The sequence below is a fragment of the Microbacterium sp. NPDC087592 genome (assembly GCF_044743585.1).
In the GTDB taxonomy this organism is placed as follows: domain Bacteria; phylum Actinomycetota; class Actinomycetes; order Actinomycetales; family Microbacteriaceae; genus Microbacterium.
Window position 1 is genome coordinate 693,204 of the sequence record NZ_JBIUWT010000001.1, and the last position, 16,241, is coordinate 709,444.

17 protein-coding genes are annotated in these 16,241 nt (G+C 65.3%); 12 read left to right on the forward strand and 5 right to left on the reverse strand.

All coding sequences use genetic code 11. The features are described from left to right. The 3 genes from ACIOTO_RS03375 (at position 1) to ACIOTO_RS03385 (ending at position 1,971) form a co-directional block, all read left to right on the forward strand. Positions 1 to 741: an ABC transporter ATP-binding protein gene (locus ACIOTO_RS03375; RefSeq protein WP_400856477.1), complete on the forward strand. Its 741-nt coding sequence runs from the start codon at positions 1 to 3 to the stop codon at positions 739 to 741. An 11-nt stretch (positions 742 to 752) separates the two neighbouring features. Then, positions 753 to 1,349: a DUF1349 domain-containing protein gene (locus tag ACIOTO_RS03380; RefSeq protein ID WP_400856478.1), complete on the forward strand. Its 597-nt coding sequence runs from the start codon at positions 753 to 755 to the stop codon at positions 1,347 to 1,349. Between the two features lie 97 nt (positions 1,350 to 1,446). Next, the gene (locus ACIOTO_RS03385) at positions 1,447 to 1,971 is read left to right on the forward strand and encodes a hypothetical protein (RefSeq protein WP_400856479.1); all 525 of its coding nucleotides are present in this window, start codon (positions 1,447 to 1,449) and stop codon (positions 1,969 to 1,971) included. A gap of 79 nt (positions 1,972 to 2,050) precedes the next feature. Here ACIOTO_RS03385 and ACIOTO_RS03390 read toward each other — a convergent pair whose 3' ends face one another. Together ACIOTO_RS03390 and ACIOTO_RS03395 are read right to left on the reverse strand one after the other, a co-directional pair. Further along, positions 2,051 to 2,626, reverse strand: coding sequence for a VanZ family protein (locus ACIOTO_RS03390; RefSeq protein WP_400856480.1), 576 nt, complete (start codon positions 2,624 to 2,626; stop codon positions 2,051 to 2,053). Between the two features lie 374 nt (positions 2,627 to 3,000). Continuing rightward, a complete protein-coding gene (locus ACIOTO_RS03395) occupies positions 3,001 to 3,975 on the reverse strand; it encodes an NAD(P)-dependent alcohol dehydrogenase (RefSeq protein WP_400856481.1) in 975 nt (324 codons plus the stop codon). 128 nt (positions 3,976 to 4,103) lie between these two features. Between ACIOTO_RS03395 and ACIOTO_RS03400 the strand changes: the two genes are divergently transcribed. The 6 genes from ACIOTO_RS03400 to ACIOTO_RS03425 all read left to right on the forward strand — a co-directional run bounded on the left by ACIOTO_RS03400 (position 4,104) and on the right by ACIOTO_RS03425 (position 9,243). Then, positions 4,104 to 4,706: a TetR/AcrR family transcriptional regulator gene (locus ACIOTO_RS03400; RefSeq protein WP_400856483.1), complete on the forward strand. Its 603-nt coding sequence runs from the start codon at positions 4,104 to 4,106 to the stop codon at positions 4,704 to 4,706. A gap of 324 nt (positions 4,707 to 5,030) precedes the next feature. Beyond that, a complete protein-coding gene (locus ACIOTO_RS03405) occupies positions 5,031 to 5,948 on the forward strand; it encodes an ATP-binding cassette domain-containing protein (RefSeq protein WP_400856484.1) in 918 nt (305 codons plus the stop codon). After that, the gene (locus ACIOTO_RS03410) at positions 5,945 to 6,757 is read left to right on the forward strand and encodes an ABC transporter permease (protein ID WP_400856486.1); all 813 of its coding nucleotides are present in this window, start codon (positions 5,945 to 5,947) and stop codon (positions 6,755 to 6,757) included. Before ACIOTO_RS03405 ends, ACIOTO_RS03410 begins: the two co-directional genes overlap by 4 nt. 397 nt (positions 6,758 to 7,154) lie before the next feature. After that, entirely contained in the window at positions 7,155 to 7,949 is a 795-nt protein-coding gene (locus ACIOTO_RS03415; RefSeq protein ID WP_400856488.1) for a sensor histidine kinase, read from the forward strand. Next, complete coding sequence (locus ACIOTO_RS03420) at positions 7,930 to 8,601, forward strand: response regulator (protein ID WP_400856490.1); 672 nt, start codon at positions 7,930 to 7,932, stop codon at positions 8,599 to 8,601. The genes ACIOTO_RS03415 and ACIOTO_RS03420 overlap by 20 nt, the downstream gene beginning before the upstream one ends. A gap of 201 nt (positions 8,602 to 8,802) precedes the next feature. Further along, positions 8,803 to 9,243 carry a hypothetical protein gene (locus ACIOTO_RS03425; protein WP_400856491.1) on the forward strand — a complete coding sequence of 147 codons (441 nt, stop codon included), beginning with the start codon at positions 8,803 to 8,805 and terminating at the stop codon, positions 9,241 to 9,243. 271 nt (positions 9,244 to 9,514) lie between these two features. Here ACIOTO_RS03425 and ACIOTO_RS03430 read toward each other — a convergent pair whose 3' ends face one another. Further along, complete coding sequence (locus tag ACIOTO_RS03430) at positions 9,515 to 10,963, reverse strand: MFS transporter (RefSeq protein ID WP_400856492.1); 1,449 nt, start codon at positions 10,961 to 10,963, stop codon at positions 9,515 to 9,517. Positions 10,964 to 11,109: 146 nt separating this feature from the next. Here ACIOTO_RS03430 and ACIOTO_RS03435 point away from each other — a divergent pair, with 146 nt between their 5' ends. From ACIOTO_RS03435 to ACIOTO_RS03445, 3 genes are all read left to right on the forward strand, one after another. Then, positions 11,110 to 11,793 (forward strand): TetR/AcrR family transcriptional regulator, encoded by a 684-nt coding sequence (locus ACIOTO_RS03435; RefSeq protein ID WP_363558437.1) that lies wholly within the window; start codon positions 11,110 to 11,112, stop codon positions 11,791 to 11,793. A gap of 137 nt (positions 11,794 to 11,930) precedes the next feature. Then, positions 11,931 to 12,785: an enoyl-CoA hydratase/isomerase family protein gene (locus ACIOTO_RS03440; RefSeq protein ID WP_247955618.1), complete on the forward strand. Its 855-nt coding sequence runs from the start codon at positions 11,931 to 11,933 to the stop codon at positions 12,783 to 12,785. Positions 12,786 to 12,790: 5 nt separating this feature from the next. Beyond that, positions 12,791 to 13,579 (forward strand): alpha/beta fold hydrolase, encoded by a 789-nt coding sequence (locus tag ACIOTO_RS03445; RefSeq protein ID WP_400856493.1) that lies wholly within the window; start codon positions 12,791 to 12,793, stop codon positions 13,577 to 13,579. Positions 13,580 to 13,589: 10 nt separating this feature from the next. On the opposite strand, the gene ACIOTO_RS03450 is transcribed toward ACIOTO_RS03445, so the two are convergent. Together ACIOTO_RS03450 and ACIOTO_RS03455 are read right to left on the reverse strand one after the other, a co-directional pair. Continuing rightward, positions 13,590 to 14,801 (reverse strand): amidohydrolase family protein, encoded by a 1,212-nt coding sequence (locus ACIOTO_RS03450; RefSeq protein ID WP_400856494.1) that lies wholly within the window; start codon positions 14,799 to 14,801, stop codon positions 13,590 to 13,592. A gap of 14 nt (positions 14,802 to 14,815) precedes the next feature. Next, positions 14,816 to 16,219: an L-serine ammonia-lyase gene (locus tag ACIOTO_RS03455; RefSeq protein ID WP_400856496.1), complete on the reverse strand. Its 1,404-nt coding sequence runs from the start codon at positions 16,217 to 16,219 to the stop codon at positions 14,816 to 14,818. Positions 16,220 to 16,241 lie beyond the last annotated feature (22 nt).

Sequence of the window (16,241 nt, forward strand, 5' to 3'; positions counted from 1 at the left end):
ATGCCCCCATCGCCCGCACTCATCACGGCGCGCGCAGTCACCCGACGCTTCGAGTCGGCCGCCGGCGACTTCGCGACCGTACTCGAGGGGATCGACCTCGACGTCGCCGAAGGCGACTACCTGGCTCTCACCGGCCCCAGCGGGTCCGGCAAGACGACTCTGCTCTCGTGCCTGAGCGGCCTGGACCAGCCGTCATCGGGGTCGGTGCGCATCGGCGACGACGATCTCTCCGCGCTCGACGACAAGGCCCTCGCACACATCCGTCGCACCACGCTCGGCTTCGTGTTCCAGCGCACCGATCTCCTCGACGAGCTGGCGGTGATCGACAACATCCTCCTCCCGGCGGTGCGACGACGCGGCCGAGTGGCGGCAGATACTCTGGCGGACACCGCGCAGCTCATGGATCGGCTCGGGATCGGACACCTCGGCACCCGCGCACCGCACGAACTCTCCGGCGGCCAGCGGCAGCGGGTCGGCATCTGCCGCGCACTCGTGAATCGCCCGCCGATCCTCATCGCGGACGAGCCGACCGGTGCCCTGCACCGGGAGGCCACCGACGACGTGCTCGACGTGTTCGACGAACTGAACGCCTCGGGCATGACCATCATCGTCGTCACGCACGACGATGTGGTCGCCCAGCGGGCGCGGTCCCGCCGTCATCTCGTCGACGGCCGGATGGTCGACGCCGTCCATCTCACCGACGGGCCCAAGCCGCACGATATGTTGACGTCATCACACTGAGGAGAACGACCATGCAGATACCCGCCCTGCCGACACTCGAATGGACCAACGGCGAACTGGATGCCAGCTACGACAGCGATACCGGCGAGCTCACCCTCCATGCGGCACCGGGAGGAGATTGGACCAACGACTCGCTCGGCGGTCCCACTCAGCACGGCGCGAGCTTGCTGGGCTTTCGGACCGATGGCGACTTCACGCTGAGTGCCAGGGTTCGCGTCGTCGGAGAGCGGACGACGTTCGACGCCGCCGTGCTGGGACTGTGGTGCGATGAGCAGTACTGGGCCAAGCTCTGCTTCGAGTATTCGCCCGACGGACGGGCGATGGTCGTCAGCGTCGTGACCAACGAGTTCTCCGACGACTGCAACTCCACGGTCGTCGAGAGCGACTTCGTGTATCTCCGCGTCTCCCGCGTCGGAGACGCGTTCGCCTTCCACGCCTCCGACGACGGCGACCGGTGGGAGTTCGTCCGGGTGTTCCGCCTGAAGACCGACCTCCCCGTGACGGTGGGCTTCATGTCACAGGCGCCGATGGGAGAGGACTGCGACTCGCGATTCGACCGGATCCGTTTCTCGGCGGGAGCTCCGGCCGACCTGCGCGACGGTTCCTGACTCTCCCTTCTCATGAAGGCTCCCGGTCGGCGAGAAGCGAGGCAGCAGCCATGAGTACAGCGGCTGTTTGAACTGTTCGGCGCCATATCCTGACGGTGTGATCCCGCGCCCCCTGCGACCAGACCTCGAAACCGCTGAAGCGCGGTACGACGCTGTGCTGCACGAGCTGCACGCGTACGTGCGATTCGTCGATGAGCACGGCGACGAGGACGGATCCGCGTACGAGTCGATGTCGGCCCGGATCCGACAGCTGACAGGAAAAGACACCAGCTCCTTCAACCTCGCGGAATGGTGGGAAGGCGAAGGCGCCGAAGTGCTGGCCTTCCGGCTATCGCTTCCGGCACCCCCGACCGTCACACTCGGAAGCGACGATATCCGCGCCGTCGTGCAGTGGCTGAAGACGCCCCGGCTGCCGCGCTCCGGTTCCTTCGCCGACGAGTTCGAGATCTATCTCGATGACTACTACTACGAACTTCTCCGCAAGAACTGCAGCCACTATGACCATCGGGTGCTGTTCGGCTCTCGGCGGAGCCCCGACGGTACGAGAACCGAGATGACGGTGGAAGAAGCGGTCGAATGGTTGACGGCATCCGGGAAGCCGGTCCGTCGTCAGAGGAGTTGACAGCGCGTGAGACGCCTGAGCGCGAGAACCTCACGGAACGGGGATCAGGCCCGGCCGCGGGCGGCCCGGCCTCTGGGTTTCAGGCCGGCTGGCTGCTCGCGCGCTCACGCGTCGGCCACCGAAACCGTTGGACGAATCCGGCGATCGTCTTCGAGCGCGTCGCAAGGACGAACAGTCCGTACCCGATGATCCCGCCCAGGATGTTCGTCAGCCAATCGTTGATGTCCGCGAGGTGTCCGCTGAGGGCGAGCCGCGAGGCGGCCATCTGCGTCAGCTCGATGGCGAGGCTCGCACCGGCGACGATCGCCAGCACCTTCCACCAGCTCGGACGCGCGGTGAGCAACGGGACGAGCACGCCGAGCGGGACGAACACGGCGACGTTGATGAGAGCGTCCTCGAACCCGTAGTCGACGAACGGCACGAGGTAGAGCGACAACGGGCGCGGCCCGTCATAGAAGCCCGTCCCGACGCGAAGGAAGATCGGGAACACCGTGTTGGCGAGCACTCCGCCCGCGTAGACCGCGAGGACGGCCGCGACGCTCGCCCGGGCAAGCGTGACGCGCCCACGGGAGCGAAGGACCCGGATCAGCACGAGGAAGATCACGACTCCGAAGGGGATCACGATCGGGAGCATGGGGACTTCGACGAACTTCATTCACTGCTTCCGGTGATGCCATGGTGCGGTGCAAAAGCACCGCACTGATCGTACAAGCACCGGGACCTGCGACGATCGTCGCCGACCTCGACCGACGCGTCCGATCTCACGAGAGTTGTCATGAGATGAGACTCAGAACCCGCGAGTTTCCGGGATTGCTTTGGCCGGCACATGGAGCGATTTATCTCATGACACTTGTCAGAATTTCGACCACGAAGACGATCGACAACGCTTACTTGCTCAAGATCCCTTGGAGCCAGTCACCTGTGGCAGTGTGGATTGCCGCTGCGCGGGAGATGGCCATGGCTGTGGATCGCGAGGCTTGGTGGCGTGCTTTTGTGAGCGTTCACTGGACGTCGGAGCGTGCGCGGCTCTCAGGCGGAGGTCGTGATGACGAGTTTGCCCTGAACTCCACGGGCTTCCAGCGTGGTGTGGGCGTCGGCGGCGCGAGACAACGAGAATGTCCGGTCTAGTACGGGCCGGAGCTCGCCACGCTCGACTCGAGCGGTGAGGCGTTCGACGTCGAGCCGACCAGGGTTGCCACGGAAGAAGCGGATTCGCCTGGAGCCGAAGACCCCGCTGGCGGCGATCACGAGGAGGCTACGCATCGGGGTGTCCACGTCGACCGCGATCGAGACCATCCTGCCCCCCGGCGCTAAGAGACGTCGGAAGGAGAAGAGATTGCTTCCATGCGCATCGAAGACGATGTCGAACGTACCCAGCTGTGCTGGTGATGTTGCCCGGTAGTCGATCACCGCGTCAGCCCCCAGGTTGCGGACGAACTCCATACTCGAAGCGCTGGCGAGTGCGGTTACCGTAGCTCCGAGAGACTTCGCGAGCTGCACTGCCACACTCCCCACACCCCCCGCCGCACCGCGCACGAGCACCCGCTCGCCGGGTTGCACCCGGGCGTGATCGACCAGCGCAGTGTGGGCAGTGGTGCCGCCCGCGATGAGCGTCACCGCCTCCTCCGCAGTCAGGTTGCTGGGTGCCCGGGCGACCTGGGTTGCAGGTATGCTCACCCATTCGGCAAGCGAGCGAGGACCTCGTCTGGGGTCCACTGCCCCCCACACTCGGTCGCCGATCGACAGACCTCCAACATTGGCAGCCGCACCAGCCTCGACCAGGGTTCCGACGAAGTCGATACCGAGCTGCTTGGGAAAGCGTCGGCCGGTGACGAGCGCAAGCCTGCCCGACCTGAGCATCAGGTCGGCCCCGTTGACCGATGTGGCCTCGACCCGTACGACGACGTCGCCCGCTTGCGCCACCGGCATCGCCACACGTCTCTCGTGCAGCACCTCCGCGCCGCCATAGCGGTCGAACACGACTGCGCGCATGCTCTCTTCCATCCGGTCCTCCTCATCGCACGCATAAACGGTGTGGCCTCTCCACTTAGAGCACGGTAGCATGAACTGGGGAGGACTCACCACTTCATGGCATCGGGCCGCTGACGTCGCGACGAGAGAGAGGGAGTGGCATGGCACGTGCGCCTCGCCGCCTGCGGGCGGATGCAACACGGAACCGGGCACTGATCCTCGCCGCCGCGCGCGAGGCGTTCGTCGAAGACGGACTCAACGTCTCCATGGCCGAGATCGCGCGGAGGGCGGGGGTCGGATTCGCGACGGCGCAACGTCGTTTCCCCACGAAGGCGGACCTCGTCCGCGAGATCGTCGCCGACGAACTTGCCGAGCTGCGCAATACCGCAACCAATCCCGATGCGGCAACCCACCCGGGGGAGGCCTTCACCGAGGCGATTCGCGCATGCGCGGCGCACCAGGCCACGCAGCCCGGACTTGCCGGCGCGATTGCCGACGCGGTGAGTGAAGCGGCCCACACAGATGCCACCGGAGGTATCAGCTCGATTTTCGCGGCCGTCACGCAGCACGCACCTGACTCCGGCGTCCTGAGTCCAGACATCACCCTGGACGACGTCTTGGCGATCTTGTACGCGAACGCCGGGGTGATCGCTCACTCGCCGGGTTCGGAACACACGGCGTCTGCTCGCTTCGTCGAAGTGGCGCTGCGGGGCATCCGTGCCGCACCGGGGCAGAACGTGACGCCCCTGGCGGCGCCGTCGTAGACAAGCACTCGGCGTGAACGCGTCGAGACCTTACCCCTCCAGCTCGTCGACGCCGCTAGCGAAGCCCTCCTCGTCGGCCCCTGACTCGGCGAAGATGGGTCAGGATGGCGACGACGCCGAACTCGTAGCGTGCGTCGAAGTCTGCAGAGAACACCTCTGAGCGGCTATTCCTCCGTGCCTATGGGGCGCGTTGACTCGCGCACCTTCGTGCCCAGCGAGCCTCAGTCCACTGTGAAGTGAGGATGTCGGAGGGGTACCGCGGGAGGTAGTGCGCGGTACCACAGTGAGATGTCGGGCGAAGAGGCAGAGAACAGGATTGATGGCATGATCACCAGTCACCACCTCACCAAAAGGTACGGCGAGAAGACCGTCGTCGATAACCTCACCTTCACCGTTCGTCCGGGCGTCGTCACGGGCTTCCTCGGGCCCAACGGGGCGGGCAAATCTACCACCATGCGCATGCTCGTCGGTCTCGACCGACCCACAGATGGTCGCATCACCGTCGACGGACGCCGGTATCAAGACCTTCCCGACCCGATTCGCCACCTTGGCGTGATGCTCGACGCGAGGGCGGTGAATCCCGGGCGCACCGCCCTCAACCACCTCCTCGTCGTCGCCGAGACACACAACATCGCCCGCGCCAGGGCTCTCGAGGTCCTCGAGATGGTGGGTCTAGGAGCCGTCGCAGACAAACGAGCGGGTGGGTTCTCGCTGGGCATGAGCCAACGGCTCGGCATCGCCACGGCCCTTCTCGGGGACCCGGCCGCTCTCGTGCTCGACGAGCCGGTGAATGGCCTCGATCCAGATGGAGTGCTCTGGCTCCGTCGCCTCCTGGTGCGCCTTGCCGCTGAGGGGCGAACCGTGTTCCTTTCCTCACATCTAATGAGCGAGCTCTCCCTGATCGCGAAGGACCTCGTCGTGATCGGCCAAGGCCGCCTGCTCGCGGCGGGAACCGTCGAAGATGTCATCGAGTCGGTGGCGCCGGCGACCACACGCGTCGTGAGCCCTGATGCGTCGCGTCTCGCTGATGTGATCCAACGATCCGGGGTCGAGGTTCGACGATCAGGCGAGGACACTCTCTTCATCAGCGGCTTCTCGGCTCGCGAAGTTGGCCATATCGCGGCAGGTCAGGGAGCCACGCTGTACGCCCTCTCCGCAGAAAGGGCGTCACTCGAGGAGGCCTTTATGCAGATCACCCGAAACGCGGTCGAGTACTCGTCCCAGGGGGAGGCCGCAGCATGATGACCGCAGTCACGGTCCCAACCTTTTCCGCAGCGCGTGACCGCGAGCGCATCACCGGCGTCGGATTGCTGCGGTCTGAATGGCGCAAACTGTGGACAATTCGATCGCTCTGGGTGACGTTGGCGGCCGCCTTCGCGCTGACGATCGGGCTCTGTTCCTACATGATCATCGACGGCACGACGCTGGGAGGTGCCGACGCAGGACACATTCCGTTCGGCTGGACAGGTATCTATCCGGCCGGAATGCTTGTGCTTGTCGTTTTTGGCGTACTCAGCGTTACCACCGAGTATGCAAGCGGCTCGATCCGCACGAGTCTGACCGCTGCGCCCCGCCGCACAGGTGTGATGCTTGCGAAAGCTGCAGTTGTCACCGGGATCTCCACGATCCTCGCCTTCGCCACCACCGTCCTCCTCTATCTGCTGCTCCAGGCGATGGGGACGGTTCCATCGGCCGTGGGGATGTCTCTCTTCGCTCCGGAGATGTGGTGGGGAGTGCTTGGCGGCACGCTCATGTTGCCTTACGGGGCTCTGTTCGGCGTGCTGCTGGGGTGGCTGCTGCGCAACGCTGCGGGAGCGATCTGCCTGTACTTCGGCCTGTTCCAAATGGGACCCCAAATCCTGCCGGCGTTCCTCCCCGAGCCCTTGTCCAGCATTACCGACTACATGCCGCTTGCAGCGATCAACATCATGCGATCCGGTGGGATGAGCACGGAACCGTACGGGGCCGCTACGGCGATCATCATCCTCTTGACGTGGTTGACTGCCCTCGGCGGCCTGGCATGGTGGCGCTTGAAGAAGTTCGACGGCTAAGCGGAGGGTGAGCGTGACACGACGAGAGGGACTACGTGCCTTCGACGCTGCGCATCCTCTGGTTTGGGACGCTGCGCTCACCATCCTGATTGCCCTCGCATGTACGAGCGCCTCGGCGGGTCTGTCACCCGTCGGGGCGCCGTTCCTGTTCGCCGCCTGCGGCGCTGTCGCTTTTCGTCGCCGGGCTCCGTGTGCCGCCCTCGTCGTGGCAACCGCCGCGCTCACCATTGGCGGCGTGGCGAGTGCACTCATCGGGGAGCCTTCGCCCTGGGGGTACCTCGCGATCTGGGTCCTCCTGTACCACGTAGGGCTAAGGCGGTCTGGCGCGCTCGCGGCTAGCGCGGCGCTGATCGGTATCTTGGCTCTCGTCGCGTTCGCGGGCGCAGCCTCGCCCGGGATGCTCGCGCTCGGTGAACGGGGTGCGGCAATGCTGCCAGTTGTCGCGATGAGCGCGGCCGCGCTCCTTGCGGGAAGGCAGTTGCGCAGTACCCGGGAGGCGCAACAGCGGCGCCGCGCTGACGTCGCGCGAGAAGCCGCGGCAGAAGAACGGTCGCGGATCTCTCGCGAGATGCACGACCTCATCGGGCACGACCTATCTGTCATCGCGTCTTTGGCCGCGGGTGGACAGAACGTCTTGCGGTCGTCGCCAAACGAAGCGGAACGCGCCTTCGCCGCCATAGGCCAGGTGAGCCGGGCATCAGTCAGTCAACTACGGCAGGTCCTTCGGCTTCTGCGCTCAGGCGATGGTGATGCTCCCGCCCCACTGTCGCCTCAGCCGGACCTATCGCGCCTGAGCGCCTTGATCGACACGGTGCGAAGCGCAGGTCTCCAAATCGATGACGAACGTCGCGGCAACCTCCATGGGTTGCCGCGAGCTCACCAGTTGGCGGTGTATCGCATCATCCAAGAGGCGCTCACGAACTCGCTGCGTCACGGTGGAGAAGGCACCGCCGTCACGGTGCGTGTCGTCGTTAGCGCCCAAGAAGTGGTTGTATCGATCGCGGACCGCGGCGCCGTGCCTGGCGCAGGTCAACCCACGGTGTCGACCGATGGCCATGGTCTCGTCGGCATGAGGGAACGTGTCGACGCGCTCGGGGGTGTGTTCCACGCAGGTGCGACCGCCGCCGGCTGGCTGGTCAGAGCGGTGATCCCGAACGAGGGCGGTGAATTCGATGAAAGTGCTTCTCGTTGATGACCAAGCGCTGCACCGGATGGGCATGCGGATGTTCCTCACCGGGCAAGACGGGCTCGAGGTCGTGGGTGAGGCGGTGGATGGTGCGGATGCGGTCCGCCAAGCGCTCCGTCTGCGCCCCGACATTGTCGTCATGGACGTACGGATGCCCGGTATGGATGGGATCCAGGCGACCAGACAGATTGTCGCGGATGTTCCCGAGGCCCGGGTGCTTCTCCTAACGACCTTCGATCTCGACGAGTATGTGATCGAGGGGCTGGAAGCCGGAGCGAGCGGATTCCTGACGAAAGACTCGGAGCCTGGCGATATCCTTTCGGCCATCCGCTCCGTAGCGGCAGGTGATGCCGTGATCGCACCGAGCGCGACAAGGCGCCTGCTCTCGCGCTTGGCGGGTGGGCTATCCCAACAGGAGCCACAGAACTTGTCAGCAAAAGCCGCCACTACGCGGCTGAGCGCCCGTGAGCATGAGATCTTCGTCGAGATCGCGCGCGGAGCTACGAACTCCGAGATCGCTGCGACGCTGCACCTCGCGGAATCGACCGTGAAGAGCAACGTAGGACGGATTTTCAACAAGATCGGCGCCCGCGACCGCGTCCAGGCGGTGATTCTGGCGTTTCACGCGGGGCTCGCACCTGGCTCCGCTAAGCACTAGCCCGCATCCTCGTCTCCGCCGCGAGTACGTGACCCATCCCAGAAAGGAACTATCCACATGCGATTCCGTCCTCGCGACAGGCAGAACGATATCCACGGTCGAGACCGCAAGCATCACCGAGATCGTCGCCAGCGAACAAATATCCCGGTAGGGCGGGCACGTGAATGGCTCTCGTCTTATGTGTACGGGAACATCACCGTTTTGAGCGCCGCCATCGCAGTGGGTCCCGAGCAGATTCGCCATGGGGCAGCAGTTGGTGCGGTGCTGGCCACCGGCTTTCTGACATTCCTTGCTCACGTACTCGCACACGTCGTCTCCCACGGTCTCGGGCAGGGTGTCGACGAATCGGAGCATCCAGCTAGTCGCGAAGTCGTGCGCGAGGTACTCACGACGGCCCGCCCGATTGCGACGGCAGCACTGATCCCAGCCGCGCTTTACCTTGTGGCGTGGCTGGGATGGGTGCCACCTGTATGGGTGCAGACATCCGCGATCCTCATCCTCGCCGTACGCATCGGGTTCGTCGGACTGTTCATGCAGCGGTTCAGCGGTGTCGCTCTCACACTTAGGGCTCTCTGGGCTGGCGTGGCTCTGGCTCTTGTTGCACTAGCAATAGGCATCGTGAAGGTGCTACTTACGCACTAGTTGCCGGTGAGATTCCTGAATGGATCTCAGCACGTGCTTTGCTTTCGAGTCCCCGCCGCAGACACCATCCAGGACGCCGCGATCGCCCAGCTGGGGTTGGAAGAGCATCGCTCCCGGTCCTCGACCCCTTTCGGGGACAAGGACCGGGTTGCGTAGCGATACTCTGTTCGGATCTCGGATAGATCGCGCTGTTCGCGTTGCCGACAAGTATGGATGCGACGCCGCGTTCCTAGAGCTGAACAGCGCCGCACGAAGAACCCGGGTGCTGGACTCAGTGAGAGCTGTCCGTCCGGGTCGTCCAGCGGATGTGTCGAGACAGCCCCACGGCGATCGCGGTTGCGACAGCGAACGCGCCAAGCATCACAATGATGTACATGTTCACCCCGGCTGCCGACGGTCCCGAGCTGTCAGGAATCGTGGTGGCGCTCAGGATACTCCCGCCGACGATGTTCATCACGACAGACCCGACGCCGAGCATCACCTGCACGAGGGAGGCGACGACGCCCTGTCTCTCCTCCGGCACGAGCGTGGTCGCGAGGTTGAAGCCGGAGGTGACGAGCGCTCCGGCAGTTAGTCCGAGCAGGCCGGCGCAGATGGCCGCGGGGAGGAAGGACCCAGTGGACAAGAGGAGGCCGAAACCCGATCCCAGGCCGATGAAGGCACCGCCGGCGAGCGTGCGTGCAGGGCCGATGCGGGCGCCGAGCCAGCCGGCAAAGATTCCTCCGATCGCCGCGCCCAGTGCGGGGAGCGCGAACATGAGACCGAGTGAGCTCGATTCTCCTGCGAGACCGTAGCCGAGGCCGGCCTCGGGCGGCGTTTGTCCGATCAGGCCCATCAGCTGCAGCAGCGCTTGGTATGCCCCGGTGCCGAGCACGACGACCAAGAGCATCGCAACCATCGGCCGCGTCAGCCGGCGCAGATCGACCACAGGTTGTGGGGTGCGCAGTGCGGAGAACACCCAGGCCGTCAGAAGCGTGACGCCGATCAGAAGTATGACCACCAGTCCGGCGTTCGTCCATCCTGCGGTGGGCCCCAGGCTGATGTAGGCCAGAACACCTGCGAGACCCAACCCGAGCAGTATGGCGCCAAGCACATCGAGTCGACTGCGAGCATGAACGGGCGATTCGGGCAGGAACACGCGCACCGAGATCGCCGCTACGAACGCGAGGGTAGCGGACACGACGAACACCGCGCGGAAGTCGAATGCCTTGACGACCGCTTCGAAGAGGAAGGGCGACGCGATTCCAAGGATCGCCGAGCCGGAGGTGACGATACCGACGGACGTCATGCCGACCCGGGTGGGGAACATTTGTCGGATGTAAACGACGGTGATGAAGACCGAGCCCACCGCCGTGCCCTGGATGACACGACCGAGCAAAAAGATCCCGATGTTGGGGGCGACGAGGCAGATGAGAGCGCCGACACCGCCGGCGAGCAGCGCGAGCACGAGGACGCGGCGCTTGCCGTAGATATCGGCGCTTTTACCCAAGAGCGGTGCCCACATCGCCCCCGCCAGAACGGCGCTCGCGTTGAGCCAGGCGCTCTGATCCGTGCCGAAGAACTCGGCCATCTGCGGCAGCACGAGCAAGGGAGCGACGATCACGGTGTCGACAAGGGTGTTCGCGACGATGAGGATCGCGACCCACCAGACGAGGCGTCCGCTCCATCCGTCGTGTTCTCGTTCGTTGAGGCGTATCGCACTGGCGGGATTCTGTGTCATGGCTCACTCCGGGAGTAGGCGCGACAGGGCGTCGCGAATGTTCTGGACATTGTGGGAGTGCGATGTTGCCACCGGTAGGCGACGCAGGAAACAGTCGTACGAAGCCTGGTTGTTGAAGGAATGTTCGCTCAAGGAGCCGATGATGAATGAAACGACTAACATCGGCTGATGTCGCTCGGCGGCTGCAGCTCGCGGTTGCGCTGAGGGGCATCGGAAGACAAGGTGGCCTCATGACGGTTGATGACTTGCGTGCGCGGCGCCCCGGAGGGCGCACTCGACTTGTCACGGAGCGGTTGCGAGCGGCGGCGCTCGAGATCGTCGCCGAGAGCGGTATCGACGGTCTCCAATACGAGGAACTTGCTTCCCGCGCACAGGTCGGGCGCGCGACGGTCTATCGACGATGGCCGAACCGCGACGATCTCTTCCGCGACGTACTTACACACTTCGCCGAGACAACTGTGCAGATCGAGAACACCGGCGATATCGTCCGTGACCTCACGACCTTCCTGCAATCCTTCGCCGAGGCGTCCATCACGCCTGCCGGTCGCGCGGTGCTCCAGATCCTCCTGCGCCGCACCGATGGGAACGATGGGCTTCACCATGTGGGAGTAGAACTCCTGGATCGCCGCACCGGCGAACTGCAGCGACGCCTCGACCGGGCGACAGAGGCTGGACAGCTGCCCCCCGCGGAGGCCCCCTTTGTCAATATGATGCTCATCGGTCCCGTGCAGTGGTTCGTCCTGCGCCGAGAGCGCCCTTTCCTCCCTGAGGATGCGCAGGCGATCGTGGAACTCGTCGTCGCCGGTTTGTGGCGCGACCACGTCGATTGAGCGTTTGAACCTTCGCGAAGCTCGTCGAAGCGGACGGTTCCCGGCGATTTGCGCGATACCCGATCAACTCCCGGCTTATCGAGATAAAGTGTCTCATTAACGGGCGGGGTTGGCTCGCTCCGACGAAGGGACTCACCATGGTTGACACCGCGAGCTTCGGTTGGGACGGTCACGTCGCGCCCACACCGTTGGAGGAGTATTCGAAGCGCTACGCCGATTTCTTCGAGATGCGTCGAGAGGATGGCATCCTCGAACTGCGCCTCCACACCGACGGCGGCGAGTACGTGCACAACTGGGCAGCGCACAACGCGTGGAATCGGGTGTGGCAGGACGTCGGCAACGACCCCGAGAACCACGTTCTGATCATCACGGGAACCGGGGAGGCCTGGTTCCGGGGAGATCCCCGTCAGACCTGGCCCAAGCCGCTGGTCGACGAGACTCCGGACTACATCTTCCAGCAGACGATCGATGCGTGGAAGCTGATCGAGAACTTCGTGAACAACATCGACATCCCCACCATCGCGGTCGTGAACGGGCCGGGCATCCACACGGAGTTCGCGCTGATGTGCGACGTGACCCTCGCCGCCGAGGATGCAGACTTCATGGACCCGCATTTCATGGTCGGAACCTCGCCCGGCGACGGGCTCGCTCTCGCCCTGCAGCACTTGATGGGCACCAAGCGGGCAGCCTACGCCGTCTATGGCGGGACGAGCATCCCGGCCCGCAAGGCTCTGGAGTATGGTCTCGTCAGCGACGTGCTGCCTCGCGAGGACCTGCTCCCCAAGGCCTGGCAGCTCGCCCGCGACATCATGAAGCGGCCGCGGTTCGCGCGCTGGTCGACGCACAACATCCTGAACCGGCCGTGGCGCAAGCTCGTGACCGAGGACTTCGGGTTCCACTTCTCGCAGCAGTCGCTGGCCACGGTCGCGGCGAAGACGCTCATTCCTGACCCCGAGCTGGTCGCGGATGCGCGCGAGCGTAAGATCTGGTGATTTGGATGGCGGGGGCTAGGGAAGCTGTCATCCGGACTGGCGCGGGAGTCACGTCGTTCCGTGTCGACGGTGCCGGGCCCCCGCTGTTCCTCCTCCATGGGCTCCAGGTAGGGCAGGAATTGTTCGACGAGCTTCGGGTGCACCTGAGATCAGCGTTCACGGTCATCACTTACGATCAGCGAGATCGTGGTGACACCGAGTTCGAACCGTCGACGTACACGACCGATGATCTCGCCGATGACCTCGCTGCGCTTGTCCAGGCACTCGGATATCCGCGCGCGCACGTTCTGGGCACATCGTTCGGGGGGATGGTGGCTCAGGCCTTCGCTCTCCGTCACGCAGACCTCTTGGGTGGGCTCGTGCTCGGCGCGACCTCTCAGGCCCCGTTCCGCGCCAAGCGCACCGCTGGCCCTGTCGCCGATCTGCTCCTCGCGCTCGAGCGTGGCGACGAGGCGCACGCCAGGGCCACCCTCGCGCACCTGGTGCCTGCCGCGACCTCTGCCGCGCCGACGGACGGGGCGCCGGTACGAGCGGATCGTGGTGATCGGTTGATGCGACGTTTCGCTGCCACGCGCGGGTTCGATACACGCGGCCGACTGGACGAGATCGATGCCCGCACGCTGGTCATCCATGGACGTGAAGACGCCGCGGTGCCCATGGCGGATGCCCTGTCGATGGTCGACGAGATCCGTCGGGCGGATGCACTGGTGCTTGCCGGCTGCGGGCACGCGTGGGAGAACGAGCATCCTGCTCGTGCCGCGTCGGCCATCACGGCCTTCCTCGGCGCTGCGTGAGGCCTAACGGTTAGCGCACGCGTCGTCCGCCGAGGATGACGGATCGGATGCGCCCGCGCAGCCCGCGGAGATCGTCGACTTCGCCGTTCACGACGACGAGGTCGGCGATCTTTCCCGGTGCGAGCGCACCGAGGTCGTCCTGCCGCAGCAATGCTGCAGAGTTCGCCGTGGCTGCGCGCCACGCATCCGCCGGCGTCATCGCAGACGCCTGTGTCATCAGCAACAGTTCGTCGAGGTTGCTGTCGGAGGGGTGGCCGTACGGCGGCGAATCTGTCCCCATGGCGACCTTGACGCCTGCGTCGACGGCTCGAGCGAAGCTCGCCCGGTGGGCGCCGACAGCCTCTCGGGCAAGGGCCTGACTTTCGGCGGGGATCGGCACGCCGCGGTCGGCGGCGTCCACGATCGCTTGGGTGGCGGACAGCGTCGGTACGAGCCACGCCCCGGTGCGGAGCAGGAGGTCGATCGCCTCGTCATCGAGGTGATACCCATGTTCGATCGACCGTGCTCCATGTCGCAAGGCGGCCTTGATCCCCTCCGTGCCCTGGGCGTGGGCGAAGAAGTATGTTCCCGCCGCGGCGACCTCTTCCGCAATCACGGCGAGCTCGTCATCGCGGAAGTGTGCGTGGCGGGGATCGTCGCCTGTCGACATGACTCCACCGGTGGTCGCCACCTTGATTGCGTCGGCACCGGCGCGCAGGATTTCCCGCACGCCGCGGCGTACGTCATCCACTCCATCGCGGACCGAGCGCGGCCGTCCCGGGTGTGGCATCATCATCGCCATCGAACGGCTGCCGCCGGAGGGGAGATGCAGGTCGCCGTGACCGCCGGTCTGGGAAAGCATCACGATTGCGGTCTGCAGTCGTGGTCCTTCGATGAGGTTCTTCGCGATCGCGCGCTTCACGCCGGCATCAGCTCCGGCCGCGTCGCGCGCTGAGGTGATGCCCTGATCGAGGAGGAGCGAAAGGTTGCGCACCGCCTCGTAATAGGGGAGGGAGAAGGGCTCCTGTTCGCTCCGGGCCACGTCGAAGTCGCTCGCCATGATGTGGACATGGCAGTCGAAGAGTCCGGGGACGATGAAGGCTCCCGTGCAGTCGACCGCCTCATCGCCGTCAAGCCCTATCCCGACATCCACGATGCGGTCCCCGTGAATGGCCACATCGGCCTGCGCGGTCGTGACGCCGTCGAAGACGCGCCCTCCGGTGAAGACGGTACGTGTGTGCATGACTGCTGTTCCTCTCAACACTCGACAACGTTGACGGCGAGGCCGCCCAGCGCAGTCTCTTTGTACTTGTCGCTCATGTCCGCGCCGGTGTCGCGCATCGTCGCGATCACCTGGTCGAGCGAAACGCGGTGCTCTCCGTCGCCCCACAGCGCCATCCGTGCGGCATTGATGGCCTTCGATGCCGCGATCGCATTGCGTTCGATGCAGGGAACCTGCACCAGCCCGCCGATTGGGTCGCAGGTGAGGCCGAGGTTGTGCTCCATGGCGATCTCGGCGGCATTCTCCACCTGACGTGGCGTGCCGCCGAGAATCTCGGCCAGCCCCGCCGCGGCCATCGACGACGCCGACCCGACCTCGCCTTGGCATCCGACCTCGGCGCCGGAGATCGAGGCGTTCGTCTTATAGAGCGAGCCGACCGCGGCCGCAGTGAGCAGGAATCTCTCGATCACGTCCTCGCGCACCCCTTCGCCGTCGGACGCCGCGGCGGGGGTGTAGTGCAGGGCGTAGTACAGCACCGCCGGAACAATGCCTGCCGCGCCGTTCGTCGGTGCCGTCACCACGCGCCCACCGCTCGCGTTTTCCTCGTTGACGGCGAGTGCGATGAGGTTCACACGCTGCTGCCAGTGTTCGTGACCGTGATCGGGATCCTCCGCGGCCAGACGCGCCGCCCACGCACCCGCCCGCCGCCGAACCTTCAGGCCGCCGGGGAGCACGCCGTCGCGCCCGATCGATGACCGCACGCTCGACTCCATCACGTCCCAGATGTGACGCAGGCCCGCACGGATTTCATCGTCAGGCCGCCGAGCGCGCTCGTTCTCACGCATCACCTCGCTTACGGCGAGTCCTGTCTCCTCGCACCTGGCCAGGAGTTCTGCCCCGGAAGAAAACGGCAACGGGAGGACGTCTCCCGCAGTCGACGCCGAGCCCGGTTCCTCGCCTTCGCGGACGATGAACCCGCCACCCACCGAGAAGTAGGTTTCTGTCGCGAGCGCGGTACCGGTCGCATCGACCGCGGTGAACGACAACGCATTGGTGTGGCGGGGGTGAACAGTCAAGGGGCGGAGGACGAAGTCTTCGACTGCGCAAGGAACGGGATGCTGTCCGCCGAGCGCGACAGTTCCGGTACGTGTAATTTCGTCGAGCCGTGCCGCGACCTCGTCGGGGGTGATCTCGTCGGAGCGCGCTCCCGTCAGTCCCAGCAGCACGGCGGTGAAGGTGCCGTGCCCGGCGCCAGTTGCGGCAAGTGAGCCAAAGATATCGACGCGCACTGTCGACACGCGTGGGAGCAGGTCCCGGACCTCGAGCGACGCGGCGAAGTCGGCGGCGGCCTTCATCGGGCCGACGGTGTGTGAACTCGAGGGCCCGATCCCGACCGTGAAGAGGTCGAAGACTCCGACAGTCGGCTGCGTATGCGTCATACGACATACGCTAGGCAGCTGG